The 19,764-nt window shown below is 74.6% G+C and carries 17 protein-coding genes; 8 read left to right on the plus strand and 9 right to left on the minus strand.

The annotated features are described in order from the left end of the window. Positions 1–42: 42 nt before the first annotated feature. A complete protein-coding gene (locus AC2H4J_RS00215) occupies positions 43–1,704 on the minus strand; it encodes an FAD-binding oxidoreductase (protein WP_487462806.1) in 1,662 nt (553 codons plus the stop codon). A 15-nt stretch (positions 1,705–1,719) separates the two neighbouring features. Between AC2H4J_RS00215 and AC2H4J_RS00220 the strand changes: the two genes are divergently transcribed. Continuing rightward, positions 1,720–3,231, plus strand: a complete 1,512-nt coding sequence (locus tag AC2H4J_RS00220; RefSeq protein WP_487462807.1) for a glycerol-3-phosphate dehydrogenase/oxidase — start codon at positions 1,720–1,722, stop codon at positions 3,229–3,231. Here AC2H4J_RS00220 and AC2H4J_RS00225 read toward each other — a convergent pair. Then, positions 3,228–4,043: a T3SS effector HopA1 family protein gene (locus AC2H4J_RS00225; protein ID WP_487462808.1), complete on the minus strand. Its 816-nt coding sequence runs from the start codon at positions 4,041–4,043 to the stop codon at positions 3,228–3,230. The two genes, AC2H4J_RS00220 and AC2H4J_RS00225, sit on opposite strands and share 4 nt — an antisense overlap. Before the next feature lie 332 nt (positions 4,044–4,375). Between AC2H4J_RS00225 and AC2H4J_RS00230 the strand changes: the two genes are divergently transcribed. Then, a complete protein-coding gene (locus AC2H4J_RS00230) occupies positions 4,376–5,029 on the plus strand; it encodes a DUF2127 domain-containing protein (protein WP_487462809.1) in 654 nt (217 codons plus the stop codon). Positions 5,030–5,085: 56 nt separating this feature from the next. After that, the gene (locus AC2H4J_RS00235) at positions 5,086–5,883 is read left to right on the plus strand and encodes a methyltransferase domain-containing protein (RefSeq protein ID WP_487462810.1); all 798 of its coding nucleotides are present in this window, start codon (positions 5,086–5,088) and stop codon (positions 5,881–5,883) included. A gap of 55 nt (positions 5,884–5,938) precedes the next feature. Here AC2H4J_RS00235 and AC2H4J_RS00240 read toward each other — a convergent pair whose 3' ends face one another. Next, the gene (locus AC2H4J_RS00240) at positions 5,939–6,691 is read right to left on the minus strand and encodes a MerR family transcriptional regulator (protein ID WP_487462811.1); all 753 of its coding nucleotides are present in this window, start codon (positions 6,689–6,691) and stop codon (positions 5,939–5,941) included. 85 nt (positions 6,692–6,776) lie between these two features. Here AC2H4J_RS00240 and AC2H4J_RS00245 point away from each other — a divergent pair, with 85 nt between their 5' ends. Beyond that, positions 6,777–7,319, plus strand: a complete 543-nt coding sequence (locus tag AC2H4J_RS00245) for a hypothetical protein (protein ID WP_487462812.1) — start codon at positions 6,777–6,779, stop codon at positions 7,317–7,319. A gap of 1 nt (position 7,320) precedes the next feature. Here the strand turns inward: AC2H4J_RS00245 and AC2H4J_RS00250 are convergent, their stop codons facing one another. After that, entirely contained in the window at positions 7,321–7,920 is a 600-nt protein-coding gene (locus tag AC2H4J_RS00250) for a TMEM165/GDT1 family protein (protein WP_487462813.1), read from the minus strand. Positions 7,921–8,172: 252 nt separating this feature from the next. Between AC2H4J_RS00250 and AC2H4J_RS00255 the strand changes: the two genes are divergently transcribed. Together AC2H4J_RS00255 and AC2H4J_RS00260 are read left to right on the plus strand one after the other, a co-directional pair. Beyond that, positions 8,173–8,760 (plus strand): TMEM165/GDT1 family protein, encoded by a 588-nt coding sequence (locus AC2H4J_RS00255; protein WP_487462814.1) that lies wholly within the window; start codon positions 8,173–8,175, stop codon positions 8,758–8,760. Positions 8,761–8,870: 110 nt separating this feature from the next. Further along, positions 8,871–9,971 (plus strand): MFS transporter, encoded by a 1,101-nt coding sequence (locus AC2H4J_RS00260; RefSeq protein WP_487462815.1) that lies wholly within the window; start codon positions 8,871–8,873, stop codon positions 9,969–9,971. On the opposite strand, the gene larC is transcribed toward AC2H4J_RS00260, so the two are convergent. The 3 genes from larC to AC2H4J_RS00275 are packed head-to-tail and all read right to left on the minus strand — an operon-like array spanning position 9,953 to position 15,574. Then, positions 9,953–11,131: a nickel pincer cofactor biosynthesis protein LarC gene (gene larC / locus AC2H4J_RS00265; RefSeq protein WP_487462816.1), complete on the minus strand. Its 1,179-nt coding sequence runs from the start codon at positions 11,129–11,131 to the stop codon at positions 9,953–9,955. The two genes, AC2H4J_RS00260 and larC, sit on opposite strands and share 19 nt — an antisense overlap. Positions 11,132–11,162: 31 nt before the next feature. Beyond that, entirely contained in the window at positions 11,163–13,901 is a 2,739-nt protein-coding gene (locus AC2H4J_RS00270) for a diguanylate cyclase domain-containing protein (RefSeq protein ID WP_487462817.1), read from the minus strand. After that, positions 13,898–15,574 (minus strand): GGDEF domain-containing protein, encoded by a 1,677-nt coding sequence (locus AC2H4J_RS00275; protein ID WP_487462818.1) that lies wholly within the window; start codon positions 15,572–15,574, stop codon positions 13,898–13,900. The genes AC2H4J_RS00270 and AC2H4J_RS00275 overlap by 4 nt, the downstream gene beginning before the upstream one ends. Before the next feature lie 113 nt (positions 15,575–15,687). Between AC2H4J_RS00275 and pheA the strand changes: the two genes are divergently transcribed. Beyond that, positions 15,688–16,635, plus strand: a complete 948-nt coding sequence (pheA, locus tag AC2H4J_RS00280) for a prephenate dehydratase (protein ID WP_487462819.1) — start codon at positions 15,688–15,690, stop codon at positions 16,633–16,635. A 33-nt stretch (positions 16,636–16,668) separates the two neighbouring features. Here the strand turns inward: pheA and AC2H4J_RS00285 are convergent, their stop codons facing one another. After that, entirely contained in the window at positions 16,669–18,792 is a 2,124-nt protein-coding gene (locus AC2H4J_RS00285; protein ID WP_487462820.1) for an MMPL family transporter, read from the minus strand. 66 nt (positions 18,793–18,858) lie between these two features. Here AC2H4J_RS00285 and AC2H4J_RS00290 point away from each other — a divergent pair, with 66 nt between their 5' ends. Continuing rightward, entirely contained in the window at positions 18,859–19,323 is a 465-nt protein-coding gene (locus AC2H4J_RS00290) for a MarR family winged helix-turn-helix transcriptional regulator (RefSeq protein WP_487462821.1), read from the plus strand. A 22-nt stretch (positions 19,324–19,345) separates the two neighbouring features. Here AC2H4J_RS00290 and AC2H4J_RS00295 read toward each other — a convergent pair whose 3' ends face one another. Next, positions 19,346–19,690 (minus strand): GroES family chaperonin, encoded by a 345-nt coding sequence (locus AC2H4J_RS00295; RefSeq protein ID WP_487462822.1) that lies wholly within the window; start codon positions 19,688–19,690, stop codon positions 19,346–19,348. Positions 19,691–19,764 lie beyond the last annotated feature (74 nt).

Genomic DNA, 19,764 nt, shown 5'->3' on the forward strand with positions numbered 1-19,764 from the left:
GGGAGGACCCAGAACGATCAGGTCACCTGATCAACATGGCGGTTATTCGGGGAGCAGGACGCCGGGGTTGCAGATGCCCTGGGGGTCCAGCCGCTCCTTCACCGCGCGCAGCACCTCGACGCCCAGCGGACCGACCTCGCGCTCCATCCACGGGCGGTGGTCGGCGCCGACGGCGTGGTGGTGGGTGAGCGTGCCCCCGGCGGCCAGCAGCGCGTCGGTCGCCGCCCGCTTGGCGGTCAGCCACTGCTGGATCGGCAGGTCGTCGTCGCGGTCGGCCAGCACGGTGACGTACAGCGAGGCGCCGGTCGCGTAGCCGTGTGAGACGTGGCTCATGATCAGCGGCCGCCGTCCGTCCCGGGTCAGCGACTCCCGCAGCGCCCGGCGGACGGCGTCGTAGACCGTGGGCAGCGTCGACCAGGTGGCTGCGGTCTCCAGCGTCTCGACGAGCAGGCCGGCGTTCATCAGCTTGTCGCGCAGGTAGGGGCCGGAGAACCGGTGGCTCTTCCACGACTCGCCGACCCGGCGTCCCAGCCGGATGGCGCCGCCGTCGCGCAGCACCGAGGCGGCGGCCTTCGTGCGGGCGCGCACGAGCGTCGGCAGGCCCTCCCAGCCGAGCACGAGCAGGCACGCGTCGCCGTGCCCGCGGGTCTTCAGGCTGCCGCGCAGGGCCTTGGCGCCGGTTCCGGAGGCCATGAGCAGGTTGGCGCGCGTCTCGTCGGTGTCGGACAGCCGCACGATGTCGGGCAGCAACTCGTGCCGGGCCAGTTGCTGCAACGCGGCCAGACCGGCCGCCCACGAGCGGAACGACCAGCCCTCGTAGGAGCAGCTCGCCGGCTTGGGACGTACCCGCAGGGTCAGCTCGGTGATGACGCCGAGGGTGCCCTCCGAGCCGAGCGCGACGCCCAGCAGGTCGGGGCCGGCTGCGGTGGCCGGCGGATGGCCCACCTCCAGGACGCCGGACGGCGTCGCGAGGGTCAGCCCGGTCACCAGCTCGTCGAACCGGCCGACGCCGGTGGAGTTCTGCCCGGCCGAGCGGGTCGCGGCGTAGCCGCCGAGGGTGGCGAACTCCCAGCTCTGCGGCAGGTGCCCGAAGGTGAGCCCCTCGCGGGCCAGCTCCTCCTCCAGTGCCGGGCCGCGCATGCCGGGGCCGACGGTCACCAGGGACGACGGCAGGTCGAGCGAGTGCACCGAGGCCATCCGGCCCAGGTCGACCGCCACCGACGGCCGGTCGTCCGGGTCCACGCCGGCCAGCCCACCGACGACGCTGGTCCCGCCGCCGAACGGGATGACGACGACGCCGAGTTCGCCGCAGGCGGCCAGCAGCGCGGCGGTCTCCTCGGTCGTGCCCGGCAGGACCACGGCGTCGGGGGCGTCGGACGCATCACCCTCCCGCCGGCGCAGCAGGTCCAGGTAGCTCTTGCCGCCGGCCCGGCGCAGCCGCGACTCCCGGTCGGTGCGCACGTTGTCCTCGCCGAGCAGCTCCACGAGCCGGGCGCGGGCCTCCTCGGGCAACCGGGACGGGGCGACCGCGATGTCCGCGACCGCGACCGGCGGCGTCGGCCGCGGGGTCCAGCCCAGTTCCTTGGAGAGGTACCGGCGGGCGACCTTGGGCAGCGTGCTGCTGAGGTCCCCGTCCTGCTCGGGAGGGGTGCCGGGGCCGGCGGGGCCCCAGCCCTGGATCGTGAGTTCCGGCTGGTCGGGCACGGCTACAGTCTGCCGGTGCTCCCTGGGACTCTCTCCCCCGGACGGCGTGCCGACGACCTCGCGTCCCTCGCCGGGGCGGAGGTGGACGTGGTCGTGGTGGGCGGCGGCGTGACCGGTGCGGGTGTCGCGCTGGACGCCGCCAGCCGCGGTCTGTCGGTGGTGCTGCTCGAGCGCACCGATCTGGCGGCGGGCACGAGTCGCTGGTCGTCGAAGCTGGTGCACGGCGGGCTGCGCTACCTGGCGCACGGGGAGATCGGGCTGGCCCGGGAGAGCGCCCGCGAGCGCGCCGTCCTCATGGGGACGACGGCGCCGCACCTGGTGCGGAGGCTGCCGTTCCTCGTGCCGGACGAGGCCGGCCGGGACGTGACGGCGCTGGCCGCGGCGGGCGGGCGGCTCGGTGACGCCGTCCGGCTGTCGGTGCCCGGCGGCCGCGGATCGCTGCCGTCGACCCACCGCGTGACCGCCGACGACGTCGCGCGCCTGACGCCGGGGGTCCGGGGCGGCCGCGGCGGCGTCGTCTTCTGGGACGGGCAACTGGTGGACGACGCCCGGCTGGTCGTGGCGATCGCCCGCACCGCGGCGTCGTACGGGGCGCGGATCCTCACCGGCGCCGCGGTGACCGCCGTCGACGGGCGCGACGTGCACGCCGTCGTCGACGGTGCCGAGGCGGTGAGCCTGCGGGCGCGCGTCGTGGTCAACGCCGCCGGGGTCTGGGCGCAGCGGCTGGCGCCGGGCATCCGGCTGCAGCCGTCGCGGGGCTCGCACCTCGTCGTCCGCGGTGACCGGCTCGGGTCGCCGTCTGCCGCCCTGACCGTGCCCCTGCCCGGCTCGCGGTCGCGGTACGTGTTCGCGCTGCCGCAGGCCGACGGGCTGGTGTATCTCGGGCTGACCGACGAGCCGGTCGACGGGCCGGTGCCCGATGCCGATCCGGTGCCGAGCGACGGCGAGGTGCAGCAGCTGCTCGACACGGTGAACCAGGTGCTGGCTCATCCGCTGACCAGGGCCGATCTGGTCGGCGCCTATGCCGGGCTGCGGCCGCTGGTGCTGCCCGCGTCGGCGGGGGGCGGGCCCGGGGGAGCGACCGCGGACCTCTCGCGCAGGCACCTGCTCCACTGGGACGGACCGGTCCTGTCCGTGGTCGGCGGCAAGCTGACGACGTACCGCGCGATGGCGGAGGAGACGGTGGACGCGGTGGTGGGGCGCCTGGGCCGGGGCGCGCGGCGGTCGCTGACCGGCCGGCTGCCGCTGGTCGGGGCGGCGCCTCGGACGGCGCTGGCGCGGATCGGCGCGGCGTCGCGGCTGGTGGCCCGCTACGGAACCGAGGCGACGGTGGTGGAGGCGCTGGGGTCCGCCGCGGTGGTCGCCGGGCGGCTCGAGACGGAGGGGGAGCTGCGGTTCGCCGTCCGCCACGAGGGCGCGCGCACCGTCGCCGACCTGCTCGACCGGCGCACCAGGATCGGCCTGGTGCCGGCCGATCGCGAGCGCGCCATCGGGACGGCCGAGCGGGTACTGGCCGAGGAGCTCTAGACCGGGAACTCGGGATTGCCCGGGTTCAGGTGGAGCGCCGCGGGGTCGAGTCCCGCGCCGGTGACCGCGTCCAGCACCGCCACCCGCCGGGTGGCCGCCCCGGCGCCGTGACCGGCCGCGACCAGCCCGGTGGCGATCAGCCGGGACCGGTGCCGGCCGAACGACGCGCCCGGGCCGGGGTGGTCGGCCAGTCCGACGCCGGGGCCGATCTGCCGGGTGAACGCCGGCGCCGACGGCGCGAGCGCGAACGGGGCCCGCTCGCCGAGGCGCAGTGCGACCCGTGCGACGACCGGCACGTCGTCCCGGTGGACGGTGACGACGGCGGCGTCGGCCCGGAGGCACGCGTCCCCGTCGCCGGCGAGCTCCGCGCGGAACGCGAGACCGTAGCCGTCCAGGGTGGTGACGATGCGGGCGAAGACGTCGGGCGCCGTGCCCGGCTGGAGGTGCAGGAAGCAGGAGGCGGCCTGCCCGGTGACGGCGCCGCCGGCGGTGACCACGAACGAGGGGACGCCGTCGGTCGTCCGGTAGCTGAACCGCCAGGCGTCGCGCCGGAAGAGGTAGGGCTGCAGGGTGTCGGCCAGGCGGTGGCAGAAGTCACGTCCGCGCCGTCCCTGCCGGGGACTTTCGGTACCGAAAGTCCCCTCGGTTCGGCGGAAGTAGCGGGCGTGGATGGCCTCGGTGAGCGCGCTGGTGACCAGCCGGTCGTGGCAGGCGGTGATCGGGACCAGCTCGCCGGCGAGCCGGATGCCGTCGCCGAGGTCGGTCTCCTCGGCGATACGGCCCAGGACGTCGAGCGACGGCACCCGCGACATGGGTCCATGAGGGGCGGGGAACGCGAGCGCGGCGGACATGCCCGGATCGGCACCACGATCGGGATACCGAGGGATGCCCGTCCCTGGAAGTTGCCCGTGAATCTCGGCGGGCGGGCAGTGGAGCGCGCGCCAGGGGGTACTTCCGGGCGGTGAAGAGCAGGGAACTCAGGGCGTGTGGCCGACACGGTCATGTCACCTACCGGCCCACCGAGACGGAGCTGGCGTCGCGGCTGTGGGCGCGGACCGCGTTGGGCGAGGCGTGGCGGTGCCTGCGCTGCGGTGACTGGGTTCTCGGCCCTCCGCACGGCTCCGGTCCCGCCGAACAGGCGCCGGTGCCTCCCCGCGGCAAGGCGCTGCGGCAGCTGACGATCCTCCGGGTGCTCGCGGTCGAGCGGGTGATCCGCGCCCTGATCCTGATCGCCGCCGGCTACGGGGTGTACCGCTTCGAGAGCGCGCAGACGGCTCTGCGGGGGTCGTTCGGTCGGCTCCTGCCCTCGCTGCGTCCCCTCGCCGACCAGTTGGGCGTCGACCTCGACCACTCGTCGATCGTGTCGGCGGCCACGACAGCGCTGCACGCCCGTTCGGCCACGCTGAACCTCGTCGTCATCGGGCTCGTGGTCTACGGCCTGCTGGAGCTCGTCGAGGGCGTCGGCCTGTGGCTGGCCAAGCGGTGGGGCGAGTACCTGACGGTCGTCGCCACTGCGGCGTTCCTGCCGTACGAGGTGTCCGAGCTGCTCACGTCGGTGACGGTGACCAAGGTCGGCGCGTTCGTGATCAACGTGGTGGCCGTCGTATACCTGCTGCTGGCCAAGCGGTTGTTCGGGCTGCGCGGCGGGCGGAAGGCCTACGAGGCGGAGCTGCGCGGCGAGAGCCTGCTCGAGATCGAGGCGGCCGCTCAGGAGCGCAGTCTCGGCGGCCATGATTCGGGCCGTAGCGAGGGGATGTCCGACACGCGCTCCGGGGCGGCGGAGCTCCCTGCCCGCTGATCTCAGGATGTGAGAAGTGAATACCACGGTCTGAGACCATCGGGCACACTTCCCGCGTGGACACCTACACCCACGGGCACGCCGAGCCCGTCCTGCAGTCGCATCGCTGGCGCACGGCCGAGAACTCCGCCGGCTACCTGCTGCCGTCGCTGCGGCCCGGTCTGGATCTGCTGGACGTCGGCTGCGGCCCGGGCACGATCACGGTCGACCTCGCCGCGCTCGTCGCGCCCGGCCGGGTCGTCGGGCTCGACCTCTCCGCCGATCCGCTGGCGGAGGCCCGGGCGGCCGCGGGCGCAGCGGGCGTCGACGTCTCGTTCCAGGTCGGGGACGTCTACGCGCTCGAGGCCGACGACGACACCTTCGACGTCGTGCACGCCCACCAGGTCCTGCAGCACCTGACCGACCCGGTCGCGGCGCTGCGGGAGATGGCCCGGGTGTGCCGCCCGGGCGGGGTGATCGCCGTCCGCGACGTCGACTACGGCGCCTTCGTGACGTTCCCCGCCGACCCCGGCCTCGATCGGTGGCTCGAGGTCTACTACGCCGTCGCCCGCCGCAACGAGGCCGAGCCGGACGCCGGACGGCGGTTGCTGTCGTGGGCGCACGCGGCCGGGCTGCGCGACGTCACCGCGACGACGTCGTCCTGGTGCTACTCCTCACCGGCCGAGCGGGAGTGGTGGGGCACCTCGTGGGCCGGCCGGGCGACCGCGTCGTCCTTCGCCGAGCAGGCGGTCACCTACGGGGTGGGGACGCGCGCCGAGCTGGAGGAGATCGCGGCCGCCTGGCTCCGGTGGCGGGACTCGGACGACGGCTGGCTCGGCATGCTGCACGGCGAACTGCTCATCCGCGTCCCGTGACGACGGTTTGTGCACTAACCGCCGCGACGGTTGGTGCACAAACCGCCGGAACGGCTCAGCCCTGGCGGGCGGCGTTGGACTGGACGGCGGTGCTCACGTACTGCGCCAGCCCGGGCGCGATCTCCTCGTAGTGCGCGGTGAACCGCTCGTCCTCGACGTACATCCGGCCGAGGCCGGCGTGCATCTCGGGGGAGCAGTCGTAGTAGTTGCGGGTGATCGACTGCCGGTGCTCCTCGGCGAGGTCCATCGCGGGCTCGGCGTCGGCTGGGACGCCGTCCCGCATCGCCGCGGCGAAGCGGGCCTCCAGATCGGCGCCCTCGGCCTTGATGCGCACCCAGTCGTCCTTCGAGTAGGCGGCGGTCTTCCGCTTCGACTGCTTGTAGGCGTCGGTCTCGCCCCAGCGCTGCTCCACCTCGGCGTCGTACTGCGCCGGGTCGTTCTCGCCGAACACCTCGAACCGCTCCTCGGGGGTCAGGGAGATCCCCATGGCTCGTGCCTCCATCTCCTTCTCGACGGCCTCGACCATGGCCGACGTCCGCTCCAGCCGGTCCCGCAGCAGCCGGTGCTGGCGGCGCAGGTGCGCCTCGGGGTCGGCGGACGGGTCGTCGAGCAGCGTCGCGACCTCTTCCAGGGGGAACCCGAGCTCGCGGTAGAGCAGTACCCGGTGCAGCCGGTCCAGATCGGCCGGCGCGTACTGCCGGTAGCCGGCCGTCGTCCGTCCGGACGGCGACAGCAGCCCGATCCGGTCGTAGTGGTGCAACGTGCGCACCGTGACGCCGGCCAGCGCCGCGACCTCTCCCACGTTCATCGGGTCCTCCCTCCTGTGACGAGGACGAGAGTGCAGCCTGACGCAACGTCAGGGTCAAGCGGCGATTCTCGGCAAGAATCAGCGCATGCGTCATCCGATCGTCGCGGCAGGCCTGGGGCTCGCACTGCTCGGCGGCTGCAGCACGCCCGCGACGCCCGACGCGGACGCGCCCACGGCCCCGAGCACGTCGTCGCAGCCCGTGTCCCCGGACGTCATGACGCTCACGTGTGCGGGGGCCATCGACGGCGGCCCTCCGCCGTCGGGCTACGAGACGGTGCTCGACGTCGTCGCGCTGCCCACCGGCGAGGTCCTGGGCGCCTACGACAGCGGCGACCCGACCACGCCGGCCCTGTTCGCGAAGACCGGCCTGCTCGTGCGCGCCGGCACGTCGTTCGAGCTCGATGCCGCGGCGCAGCCGGACAACCGCGTCGCGATCGGCTGGACCAACGCGTCGTTCCAGCCCAGCCCGCGGTTCATCGTCCCGGGGTGTCCGGACACCTACGGCACCGGCTGGCTGGCCTATCCCGGCGGTTACTGGGCCGACCGGCCGCTGTGCCTGCCGGTCACGGTGCGCGCGGCCGGTCGCGAGCAGCAGGTGCGCATCGGGGTGGGCACGACGTGCCGCTGAGTCAGGCGGCGAGCAGCCGGATGGTCTCGACCGCCGCGATGACTGCGAACACCGAGAACAGGATCGCCGCCACCAGGCGGATCAGCGGGATCGGCAGCTTGTCGGCGGCCTTCTTGCCGAGGAACACGGCGAGCGCGGAGACGACGAGCAGCGCGGCCCACGATCCGACGAAGACCGAGACGGGGGCGTCGTAGCGGGCGGCGAGGCCGGCGGTCGCCAGCTGGGACAGGTCCCCCCACTCGGCGGCGAACAGCACGCCGAACGAGATCGACGCCGTCTTCAGGAACGACGGGTGCGGAGGTGCCTCGGCGATGTCCTCGTCCTCCTCGGCGCCGCTGCGGACGCTGCGCCACAGGATGATCGCTCCGACCAGGAAGAGCACGGCCACGATCGCGCTGACGACGGCGTCCGGGAGCAGGGTGAGCAGGCTGCCCGCGGTGACCGCGATCAGCGACTGGACGGCGAACGCCAGCCCGACACCGGTGAACACCGGCAGCGGCCTGAAGCGGGTGGCCAGCACGAGGGTGGCGAACAGCGTCTTGTCCGGCAGCTCCACGGGGAGCACCAGGATGAACGCGGCCGCGATGACCGACAGCGACACGGATCCCCCTCGATGACGGCGCCCGACCGTCGGCCCGCAGAAAAGGTACGCGCAGCCTCGTGTACTTTCTGGGGCAGCGAAGGGGAGTAGCCCCCAATGTCGCGGTCGACATACTGACGAACTCCGGTTTCCGGACGACGTCCGGCCGCGCGGCCTCGTCCGTCGAGGCGGGCGAGACCTTCGACCAGGCAATCAGTTGCCGGGTCGAGGTCTCGCGCCTTGGTCCGGCCGGACCAGAGAGGCCCATCCTTCGTGGACGCCGTCCTGTACAGCACGCTGCTCTCCTTCGGCGTCATCTTCGTCGCCGAGCTGGGTGACAAGTCCCAGCTCATGGCGCTGACCTTCGCCACCCGCTACCGGGTGTGGCCGGTCCTGCTCGGCATCACCGTCGCCACCGCCGTCGTCCACCTCGTGTCCGTCGGGATCGGCTTCGGCCTCGGTGCGGCCCTGCCGACGGGCTGGATCAACCTCGTCGCGGCGCTGGCGTTCATCGCGTTCGGGTTCTGGACGCTGCGCGGCGACACCCTCACCGACGAGGAGCGGGAGAAGGCCAACCGGGCGGTCAAGAACGTCGTCATCGCCGTCGGCACGGCGTTCTTCCTGGCGGAGCTGGGCGACAAGACCATGCTCGCCACGATCACGCTGGCCACCGACCACGGTTGGTTCGGTACCTGGATCGGCTCGACGTTGGGCATGGTGGCGGCCGATGCGCTCGCCATCGTCGTCGGCCGGGCCCTGGGCAAGCGGCTGCCCGAGAAGGTCATCGCCTACGGCGCCGCGGCGCTGTTCTTCCTGTTCGGCATCTGGCTGGCGGTCGAGGCCGTCGCGCAGCTGACGTAAAGCCGGTGCGCTCGCGGCATGGCGGGGCTACCGTCCCCGCCATGCCGTTCCGTTGACGCCCGTCCCCGAACGCACTCCCGCCCGCCGCCCGGCCGCTCGCCCGTCTGGCGGTGGGCTGGGCCGCGCTGTCGGAGCTGGTGCCGTACTACCCGCTCTACGCGCTGCTCTTCCTCGACACCGGACTGTCCGAGGCGCAGATCTCGCTGCTGTTCGCGCTCTGGTCGATCACCGCGTTCCTCGCCGAGGTGCCGACCGGCGCGCTGGCCGACCGCTGGTCCCGGCGCGGATCGCTCGTCCTCGCCGGGGCGCTGCAGGCCACGGCGTTCGCCATCTGGACGGTGGCGCCGACGTTCCCCACCTTCGCGGCGGGGTTCGTCGTGTGGGGTGTCGGCGGGGCGCTGATGTCGGGCACCTCGGAGGCGCTGGTCTACGACGGGCTGGCTGCTGTGGGAGCCGACGGCGCCTACGTCCGCGTGCACGGCTGGATGACCTCCGCCGAGCTCCTGGTGCAGGTGCCGACCGCGTTGCTGGCCAGCGGGCTGTTCGCCGTGGGCGGCTATCCGCTGGTCGGCTGGGTCAGCGTCGGCATCTGCGCAGGCGCCGGCCTGCTGGCACTCCGGTTCCCGGAGGCGCCACGGGTGGCCGACGACGACGGCGGCACCCTGAGGTCCGGGGTGACCGTCGCCCTGCGTCGTCCGGGCGTCCTGCTCGTCGTCGTCGCGGTAGCGCTGGTCGGCGGCCTGGACGCCGTCGAGGAGTACTTCCCGCTCCTGGCCGCCGACCGGGGTGTGGCCGTGACCGCCGTGCCGGTGGCGATCCTGGGGATCTCGCTCGCCGGCGCGGTCGGTGCCGCACTCGGGGGTCGCGCCGGTCGGCTGCCCGACCGCGCGCTTCCCGCTCTGCTCCTGCTGGCGGGCGCGCTGCTGGCCGGGGCGGCGTTCCTCCCGGCCGTCGCGTCCCTGGCCGCGGTGGCGGTGTTCTACGCGATCTACCTGGCGGTGCTCGTGGTGGCCGAGGCCCGGCTGCAGGACCGCATCACCGGCCCCTACCGCGCGACGCTCACCTCGGTGGCCGGGGTGGGGGTGGAGCTGGCGGCGCTGCTGGTGTTCGCGGCGTGGGCGGTCGGCGGTGCGATCGGTGTCGCCGTCCTCGTCGTCGCCGTCGTCCCGGTCGTCGCCGTGGGTCTGCGGTCCTACGCGACCACGGGGTAGGCGGCCGCGGCAGCGGCGGTCGCCGCCCGCAGGACCTCCTTCTCCGGCAGCCCCAGCTTCCGGGCCAGCGCGGCGACGTCCTCGTACTCGACGCTCACGTTGACCACCTGGCCGCCGTCCGTCGCGACCTTGACGCCGACCTGCGCGCCGAGCACGTCGACGGTCGCCTGGGTCCGGTCGAGCGCGACCTTGCCGACGGGCACGACGCGCATCCCGATGGACGACGTCGCCGCGAACACCGCCGCCTGCACGGCCGGCACCGCCTCGGGCCGGCAGAGGGCCGACAGCGTGTGCGCCGGACGCCCCTTCTTCATCAGGATCGGCGTCAGCCACGCGTCCGAGGCCCCCGCCGCGAACAGCGTGTCCAGCACGCCCGGCCACAGCCGCGGGTCGAGGTCGTCCACGTTGGTCTCCAGGACGACGGCGCCCCCGGGCGCCGGCTCCGCGGACGATCCCAGCACGAGCCGGACGACGTTCGGCAGCTCGACCGGGTCGCGCCCGCCCGCCCCCGTGCCGACGCGCTCCACCTGCATCGACGGCAGCGTCGTCCACTCGGACACGAGATGGGCGACCAGGGCCGCCCCGGTCGGCGTGCACATCTCCGCGGGCACCGGGCCGGCGACCACCGGGATGCCGCGCAGCAGTTCCAGGACGGCGGGTCCCGGCACCGGCACGACCCCGTGGGCACCGCGGGCCGAGCCGCTGCCGAGCGCCACCGGCGACGCGGTCAGCCGGGTCAGCCCGAGGTGCTCGAAGCCGGCGAGGACGCCCACGACGTCGGCCAGCGCGTCCAGGGCGCCGACCTCGTGGAAGTGCACCTGGTCGGGGGAGACGCGGTGCACCCGCCCCTCCGCCACCGCCAGCCGCTCGAACACCGCCAGCGCGCCGTCCCGCACCCCCGCGTCCAGCGCGGCCTCCGCCAGGATCGCGCGGACGTCGGGCCAGGTGCGGTGGTGCGGCGACTCCGGCGCGTGCACGTGCATCCGGGTGGCGCCCAGGCCGTGCCGGGTGACCGGCTCGGTCTCCAGCCGGATCTCCTCCACCGGCAGGGCGCCGACGGCCTGCGCGAGGACCTCCAGGGGCACCCCGGCGTCGACGAGCGCGCCGAGCAGCATGTCGCCCGAGGCGCCCGCGCTCAGGTCCAGCCAGCCGAGGGTCACGGAGTGATCATCACAGGCGCCGTCACGCGGGTCAGTGCTGTGCACTCCTGCGGGCGACGCGTGCCGCGAACACGCCCGCCGAGTAGCCGTTGTCGATGTTGCTGACGACGACGCCCGGCGCGGCCGAGTTGAGCATCGTCATGAGCGCCCCGAGCCCGCCGAACGCGCTGGGCTGGCCGGTCGAGGTGGGCACCGCGACCACCGGGACGTCGGTCATCGCGCCGATCATCGTGGCCAGCGAGGCGTCCAGGCCGGCAACGACCACCAGGCAGTCGACGTCACCGAGCAGCGTGCCGTCGGCGAGCAGGGTGCGGATCCGGCTGCCGCCGAGGTCATCGAGGCGCACGACCTCGGTGCCGGTCACCCGGGCGACGAACGCGGCCTCCGCCGCCACCGGGGTGTCGCCACCGCCGGCGCTCAGCACGCGGACCCGGCCCACCGGCTCGGGGATCGGTCCGACGGCGGCGGCCATGGCGGCGGCGTCCATGGTCGTGTACGCGTCGTGCTCACTGGCCAGCGCGACCAGGGTGTCGGCCGGGGCGCGCAGGACCAGCGCCGGCCGGTCCGGGTGCTCGCGGCGCGCCTCGCGCACGAGCGCCAGGATCTGCTCGGTCGTGCGGCCGGTGCCCCAGATGACGTCCGGCTCGACGGCGCCGGCCGCGGGAACGGGGCCGGCCGCGGGAACCGGGGTGGGCACGGGGCCCAGCAGCGGCTCGTCGGTGCTGCCGGTACCGAGGGGAGGGTCGACCAGAAGCGGAGCGAAACCACCGGTGCCGGTGCCGTCGTCCAGCGGGGAAGGCTGCACGTCCGCGACAGTAGCTTCCGGTGCGGCCTCCTCCGGGGAGGACTCGACGGTCGGCGGCGGCCCGAACAGCGCGTCCAGCGGGCTGCCGCCGGGCGCCCGGGTCTGGGTCACGCCCGAGAGGCGGACCACCCGGTCGCGGCCGCTGCGCTTGGCGTCGTAGAGCACGCCGTCGGCAGCGGCGAACAGGGTGCGCCGGTCGTCGCCGCGGGCCGCCGAGGCGATGCCCACGCTGATCGTCACCGGGAAGTCCAGGCCCAGGTCGGACCAGTCGTGCTTGGCGACCGAGCGGCGGATGCGCTCCAGCGCCCGCTCCCCCTGCTCGGCGGTGGTCTCGGGCAGCAGGATGACGAACTCGTCGCCGGCCCAGCGGCACACCTCGTCGTCGCCACGGACGCCGGCCACCAGCAGCTCGCCGACCGTCCGCAGGACGACGTCCCCGCCCGGGTGCCCGATCGCGTCGTTGATCGACTTGAACCGGTCGATGTCGACGACCGCCAGCGCGGGCGCGACGCCGGCCGCCAGCAGCCCGTCGAGCCGCGCCTCGGCGTACCGGCGGTTGGGCAGGTGGGTGAGCGGGTCCTCGTAGGCCTGGCGGCGCAGCTGGCCGGCCGCACGCTCGGTCTCCAGCAGGCTCTTGCGCCGGCCGAAGAGCTCGACCCAGCGGGTGCGCCGCTCGTCGACGCGGTCGAGCTCGTCGGAGAGGTAGGCCTGCAGGTAGGGCAGCGCGCTGCCGGCGTCGTCCAGCTCGGCGTGCAGGGTGCACAGCTCGCGCAGTGCGGCCCGGCGCAGGCGGGGCAGGCCGTGCTCGGTGGCGAGGGTGAGCGCGGCGACGAGGTGCTCGTCCGCGGCCGCCCCATCGCCCTGCCGGCGCAGCGCCCGGCCGAGGGCCAGCCGCGCCGAGGCCAGCTGGGCGCGGTCGGCGCTGGCCGACGTGATGCGGACGGCGGCCCGCAGCGGCCCGATCGCCGCGCCGTGCTCGCCCAGCCCGACCAGCGCCCACCCGTGCACGATCTGGGCGGGCACGACGCCGGGGGACTCCGGCGGCAGCAGGGCGAGCGCCTCCTCGGCGAACTGCCGGGCCTCGGCGAAGTAGGGCGCGGCGGACTCGGGGACGCCGTCGTCGAGCAGCCCCTCGCCCAGCTCCGCGCAGAGCTCCCCCAGGCAGGTGGCGGTGGAGGCGACCAGGACGTCGGGGTCGCCGTCGTCCGGCCCCAGCGAGCCAGGGTCGGCGGCGGCCGCCGCCGCGGACTCGTGGGCCCGGCGCTGGTAGTCCAGCGCCAGCGGCATCAGCTCGAGGTCGGCGAGGACGCCGGCCAGGGTGCCGAGCGTGTCGATCAGCAGCGCGCTCGGCGCCAGCAGCGGGTCGAGCAGGCTCGCGGCCTCGACCGCCTCGTCCATGGCGGCGTCGACCCGGCGGGAGAGCAGCTCGATGCGGGCGTGGCGGGCGAGGCCGGCGGCACGCTGGAGATCGTCGTCCGCGGCGTCGAAGGCGGCCTTGGCCGAGCGCACGAGGGCGATGGCCAGGGCCGCGCGGGTGGCCGACTCCTCCGGCCCGGCGCCGTCGATCAGCTTCTCCACGCCCTCGTGCAGGTCGAGCGCGGGCTGCGCCGAGGCGTCGGCGGTCATCGGCTCGCCGACGAGGGTGAACCCGGCGACCCGCAGCCGCCGCACGAGCAGCTCCGCGCGGAGCGTGTCGGCCCAGGCCTTGCCGAGGGATCCGGGGGCGCTCTCGTCCGCGCCGGCGGCCGGATCGGCGGCGACGTAGGGGGAGGGGTCCCGCTCGACGCCGGCGAGCAGTTCCTCGGCGTCGTCGAGCTGCCAGTTCGCCAGGGCCGCGGTCACCCGTTGGTGCAGGGCTCCGGGTGGCACGAGCGCACTGTGCACGTCGTCCCCGGTGCTGTCGAGCATCTGTTCGGGAACGCGCCGTCCCCTGTCCCACGCGTCCCACGCGTCCGGCGAGGTCACGTGTCGTTCCCGGTTTCGTCACCCTCGGGTTCCGCGGCAGGGCCGGCCTCCGGCGCGCGCAGCCGGTTGCGGCCCCCACGCTTCGCGGAGAACAGGTGCAGGTCGGCGGTGTCGAACAGCGCCCGCCAGCCGACCGGTCCGTCGTCCCCGGCCGGCGCGGTCGCGAGGCCGATGCTGACCGTCACCGGACCCCGGACCGGCAGATCGGACCAGTCGGCCGAGGCGACCGCGGACCGCAGGCGCTCCATCACGACGACGGCCTGGGCCTGCGTCGCCGTCGGCAGGACGACGAGGAACTCGTCGCCGGCCCAGCGGTAGACCTCGTCGCCGGTGCGGCTGTGCTCGCGCAGCAGGTCGGCCACCCGGCGCAGGACGGCGTCGCCGTCGCTGTGCGAGGCCCCGTCGTTGACCTCCTTGAACCGGTCGACGTCGACGACGGCGAGCGACAGCGGCTCGGCCCCCAGCCGGGTGGCGCCCAGCCGGCGCTCGGCGCTGCGCCGGTTGCCCAGCCCGGTGAGCGGGTCCTCCAGCGCGTGCCGCCGCAGCAGCGCCGCCTGACGCTGGGCCTCGCGCAGCCGGCTGCGGCGGACGAACATCTCCGCCCACATCTCCCGGCTGCGGGCGTGCGCGCGGCCGGTGTCGGACCGGTAGGCCTCCAGCCAGTGCAGCGCCTCGGCCGGGCGGCCCAGGTCGGCGCACTGCTGCCCGAGCTCCAGCAGGCACTGCCGGTAGCGGCGGCGGTCGCCCGCGGCGGCGAAGGCCCCGGCGGCGTCGACGAGCAGCTCGATGGCCTCCTCGCCGGCCGGGCCGTCGCCGTCCCGCTCGGCCAGGCGGGCGAGCAGCCGGCCGAGCGCCAGTCCGGTGTAGCCGCGCAGCCAGAGGCTGCCCTCGGCCTCGACGTGCCGGCGCACGCGGCGCAGCGGGCCGAGGGCGCTGTCGAGCTCGTCGGCGCAGGTCAGCGCCCACGCCTGGACGACGTCGAGCAGGTACGCCTCGTCGGCCTCGGGCTCCCACTCGATCTCCCGGGCGGCCGTCGCACCGGCGATCGCCTCGACGGCCAGCTCGCGCGAGCGGTCGAGCTCGCCGCGGCGGCGCAGCGTCTGCGCCAGTTCGGTGTGCTGCTGGGCCGACAGCAGCCGCATGCGCCACCGGTCGGCGGGCTCCCGGAGCGCGGCGGCGACGTGCTGCCCGCGCATCGCCGACGCGACCGCCGGCTCCTCGAGGTCGAGGCCCGAGAGGGCCAGCGACAGCCAGCGGTGGGCCTGCAGGAGGGCGCGGGAGGGCTCCGCGGCGGCCACGCCCTCCGTCAGCAGGCTGGCGTCGACCGCCAGCAGCATCGCGGCGTCGAAGTGGTCGGCCAGCACCTCGCCGTGGGCGAGGAACGCCATCAGCAGCGCGGTGTCGGCCGACGGCGCGCACTTGTCCACGGCCTCCCGGGCGCCGGCGACGTCTGCGGCCGCGCCCTCCGGGTCGTTCTCGATCAGCGACCGGCGGGCGGACAGCGCGTGCCGCCAGGCGATCCACTCCGGCTCGGTGCTCGCGGCCAGGGCGTCGTCGGCGTCGGCCAGCAGGGCGAGGAAGGCGGTCGCGTCCTCGCGGGCGGTGGCGGTGAGCAGCTCCCACAGGGCGGCGGTGAGGTCGGCGGGAGCAGTGCGTGCCGGCTGGCGGGTCACGCATCCCCTCCACTCACGCGTCGACCGGCCCTCGCGGGCCGGACCTGCCGGTGACGAGGCAGCTCCCCCCGGGTGAGGCACCTGCACCTACCCGCCCGCACTACCCTCGTCGGATGCCCGGGATGCCACCCAGAACGTCTCCGACGCGGTTCGCCTATCTCGGGCCCGAGGGTACCTTCGCCGAAGCGGCGCTCATCAGCGCACTTGCCTCCTCGGAGGGAGCCCGGTACCCCCAGCCGAGTGTCCCCGCGGCCCTGGCCGCCGTTCGATCGGGTGAGGCCGACGCGGCGCTGGTGCCGTTGGAGAATTCCGTCGAGGGTTCGGTGCCGGCCACGATGGACGGGCTGGCGGACGGCGACCCGCTCGTGATCACCCGCGAGGTGTTCCTCGACGTCCAGTTCGTGCTGGCCGTCCGGCCGGGCACGTCGCTCGCCGACGTCCGCTCGGTGGCCAGCCACCCGCACGCCCTGGCGCAGACGACCGGCCGGCTCACCGAGCTGCTCCCCGCGCTCACCCCGCTCCCGGTCAGCTCCACCGCGGGGGCGGCGGAGGCGGTGGCGGCCGGGACGTACGACGCCGCGGTGTGCGCGCCGATCGCCGCGTCGAACTACGGGCTGACCTCGCTGGTGTTGGACCTCGCCGACCGGCCGGGCGCCGTCACCCGGTTCGTGCTGGTCGCTCCCCCGGGGGAGCTCACCGAGCCCACCGGAAACGACAAGACCTCGCTGGTGGCCGTGGTCGGCGACCGCACCGGCGCGTTGCTGGAGCTGCTCAGCGAGTTCGCCGTCCGTGGCATCTCGCTGACCCGTATCGAGTCGCGGCCCACTCGCGAGCGGCTCGGGGTCTACTCGTTCTCCCTGGACTGCGAGGGCCACATCGCCGACGCGCGGGTGGGCGAGGCGCTGGCCGCGCTGCACCGGGTGTGCGACGACGTCCGCTTCCTCGGCTCCTACCCGCGCGGCGACGGCCGCGGCAACAAGCCGGTGCTGCCGGTGGCCGACGACGCCGCGTTCGCCGACGCCGCGGCGTGGCTGGAGCGCATCCGCGCGGGCTCGCGGTGATCCTTGTGCGCTCAGCGGGGTGATGCGGCCCTATCACCCCGCTGAGCGCACAACGACGGGTCGGTCAGACCGCTCGGGTTCCGGTGCCCGGCGGGACAGCCTGCTCGGCCACCAGACCTTGTCGCCGAGCAGCGCGACCGCGGCCGGCACCAGCAGCGAGCGGACGACGAACGTGTCCAGCAGCACCCCGAACCCGACCAGGAACGCCAACTCGGACAGCAGCACCAGTGGCAGCACGGCCAGCGCGCCGAACGTCGCCGCCAGCACGAGGCCGGCGCTGGTGATGACCCCGCCGGTCACCGACAGGGCGCGCAGGACGCCGTCCTTCGCGCCGTGCTCCGCGGACTCCTCGCGGGCCCGGGTCATCAGGAAGATGTTGTAGTCGATCCCGAGCGCGACGAGGAACACGAACCCGACCAGCAGGATGCCGGGATCGCTGCCGGGGAACGCGAACACGTTCTCGAACAGCAGCGCCGCGACGCCCACCGTGGCGCCGACGCTCAGCACGACGGTCGCGACCAGCAGCAGCGGCGCCACGATCGAGCGCAGCAGCAGGGCCAGCACGACCGTGATGACCAGCAGGACGCTGGGGACGATCACCCGCAGGTCGCGGGCGCCCGTCTCGCGGGTGTCGAGGTCGCTGGCCGTCGTCCCGCCGACCAGGGCCTTCGGGTCGGCCTCGCGGACCGCCGTCCGCAGGTCCTTCACGGTGTCCAGCGCCCGGTCGGAGTCCGGGGCCGCGGCCAGGGTGGCGTCGAGGCGCACCAGCCCGTCGACGACGACGGGGTCGCCCGGCTGCCCCGGGCGCTCGCTCCCCGGGAACGGGGCCACGGAGGCGACGCCGTCCACCCCGCCGGCCGCGTCCGCGACGGCCCGCCAGTCGCTCTCCGGCGTGATGATGACGGCCGGGCTGGCGCCGCCGGCGTCGAAGTGCCGCTCGAGCGCCTGCTGGCCGGTCGCCGACTCGGTGCCGCCGCGCACGGCCTGGCTCAGCGGGATGCCGTCCGCGGAGAAGCTCGGGGCGAAGGCGGCGGCCACGAACAGGCCGACCAGGGTCCAGACCAGCACCCGGCCCGGACGCCGTCCGACGACCTGCGCGACGCGCTCCCATCCGCGGCCGTGCCGGTGCTCGCTGCCGTACTGCGGCCGGAACGGCCAGAACGCCGCGCGGCCCAGGAGCACGAGCACGGCGGGGAGGAACGTGAGCGCCGCGACGACGGCGAGCGCGACGCTGACCGCCGAGATCGGGCCGAGCCCGCGGTTGGAGCCCAGGTCGGAGAACAGCAGGCAGAGGACGCCGAGGATCACCGTGGCGCCGCTGGCGACGATCGGGGCCCACGACTGGCGCAGCGCGATCCGCATGGCGGTGTACTTGGACTCCTCCTCGCGCAGCTCCTCGCGGTAGCGGGCGACCAGCAGCAGGCCGTAGTCGGTGGCCGCGCCGACGACGAGGATCGAGGAGATGCCCTGGCTCTGGCCGTTGACCGCGATCCAGCCGGCCTTCGCCAGCAGGTACGCGACGGCCATGGAGGCGGTGAGCGCGAGCCCCGCCGTCCCGATGACCAGGAACGGCAGGATCGGGCTGCGGTAGACGACGAGCAGGATCAGCAGGACGACGCCGAACGCGGCCAGCAGCAGCACGCCGTCGATGCCGGAGAACCCGTCGGCGAAGTCGCTGAACGAGGCGCCGGGGCCGGTGACGTACTCCGTCGTCCCCTCGAGGCCGTCGATGCCGCGCAGCTCGGCGATGACGTCGGGCAGCCGGTCGGTCACGTCGGGGCTGAACGGGAGGATCGCCTGCACGGCCCTGCCGTCCTCCGACGGGATCGGCGGGGAGGCGTCCCCGACCAGCGCGTCCCCGGCGATCCTCGTGGCCTGGTCCAGCCGGTCGCCGATCTGGCCCAGCTGCTGCGGACCGAGCTTCGCGTCGCCCTCCCACAGCAGGATCACCGGCAGGGCGCGGCTGGTCTGGAAGCCGCGCTGCAGCTCGGTCACCTGCGTGGATTCGGCACTGTCGGGCAGGAACGCGGCCGAGTCGTTCTCCTGCACCGAGCTCAGCCCGCCGCCCAGCGACCCGAGGGGGCCGGCGAGCCCGAACCACAGGAGGGCGATGATCGCGGGCAGCAACCAGCGGGGACCGGACGACAGGCGAGGCATGATTTCCCTTGATGGTCGATTATCTCGATCGTCGAGAGAATACCGGGCGGAACGGGCGGAGGCGACATGGACGAGCAGCGGCGTGAGCTCGCCCTGCTCCTGCGCCGGCTGACGGTCGAGTTGGACGCGGTGGGGCAGCGGTTCGCCGACCTGCACGCGCTGAACCGCACCGACGTCCGGGCGCTGGTCGCGATCATGGACGCCGCCCGGCGCGGCGAGTCGCTCACCGCGGGCGGCCTGGGCGACGCCGTCGACCTGCGCTCGGCCTCCATCACCGCGCTGGTCGACCGGCTCGAGCGGGTCGGGCACGTGCGGCGGGTGCGCGATCCCGAGGACCGCCGCCGGGTGGCCCTGCAGATGTCCGACTCCGCCATGGCGGCCGGGGCCGAGTTCTTCGGCGGGCTGCAGCGGGACCTGACCGCCGCGATGGCGGACTACTCCGACGAGGAGCTCGCCGTCGTCCGCCGGTTCCTGGAGGAGATGACGCAGGTCATCGAGCGCCACGCCCGGCCGCAGACCTCCGACGGTTAGTGCACGAACCGTCGGGTGCGGATCACAGGTAGAGGCCGGTCGATTCCTCGATGCGCTCGGCCGCGACGGCGTGCACGTCGCGCTCGCGCAGGATGATCAGGTCCTCGCCGTGCACCTCCACCTCGTGCTGATCCTCGGGGGAGAACAGCACCTGGTCGCCGACCTTGATCTGCCGGCAGTTGGGGCCGACGCCGCGCGCCTCGCCCCAGACCAGCCGCTTGGCCACCTGTGCCGTGGCGGGGATGAGGATGCCGCCGCTGGAGCGCCGGTCGCCGTCCTCCTTGCGCAACGCGACCAGCAGCCGGTCGTGCAGCATCTTGATCGGGAGTCCGCTCTTCCCCGCAGCGGAGGCGATGTTCTCGGGCACGTTGATCAACGCTACCCGTGGCCTTTCTGCACGGTCCCGCCCCGAGCCGGCCGGGGATGGGGGAGGAGGGACCT

The organism is Blastococcus sp. OS1-29 (assembly GCF_057628075.1).

What these genes read in the sequence shown, in the direction of transcription:
- AC2H4J_RS00240 (WP_487462811.1), bottom strand. Translation starts at nt 6,691, where the DNA reads ATGAACGTGGGAGAGGTCGCGGCGCTGGCCGGCGTCACGGTGCGCACG.
- AC2H4J_RS00245 (WP_487462812.1), top strand. Translation starts at nt 6,777, where the DNA reads ATGCGTCATCCGATCGTCGCGGCAGGCCTGGGGCTCGCACTGCTCGGC.
- AC2H4J_RS00285 (WP_487462820.1), bottom strand. Translation starts at nt 18,792, where the DNA reads ATGCCTCGCCTGTCGTCCGGTCCCCGCTGGTTGCTGCCCGCGATCATC.
- pheA (WP_487462819.1), top strand. Translation starts at nt 15,688, where the DNA reads ATGCCCGGGATGCCACCCAGAACGTCTCCGACGCGGTTCGCCTATCTC.
- AC2H4J_RS00225 (WP_487462808.1), bottom strand. Translation starts at nt 4,043, where the DNA reads ATGTCGCGGGTGCCGTCGCTCGACGTCCTGGGCCGTATCGCCGAGGAG.
- AC2H4J_RS00290 (WP_487462821.1), top strand. Translation starts at nt 18,859, where the DNA reads ATGGACGAGCAGCGGCGTGAGCTCGCCCTGCTCCTGCGCCGGCTGACG.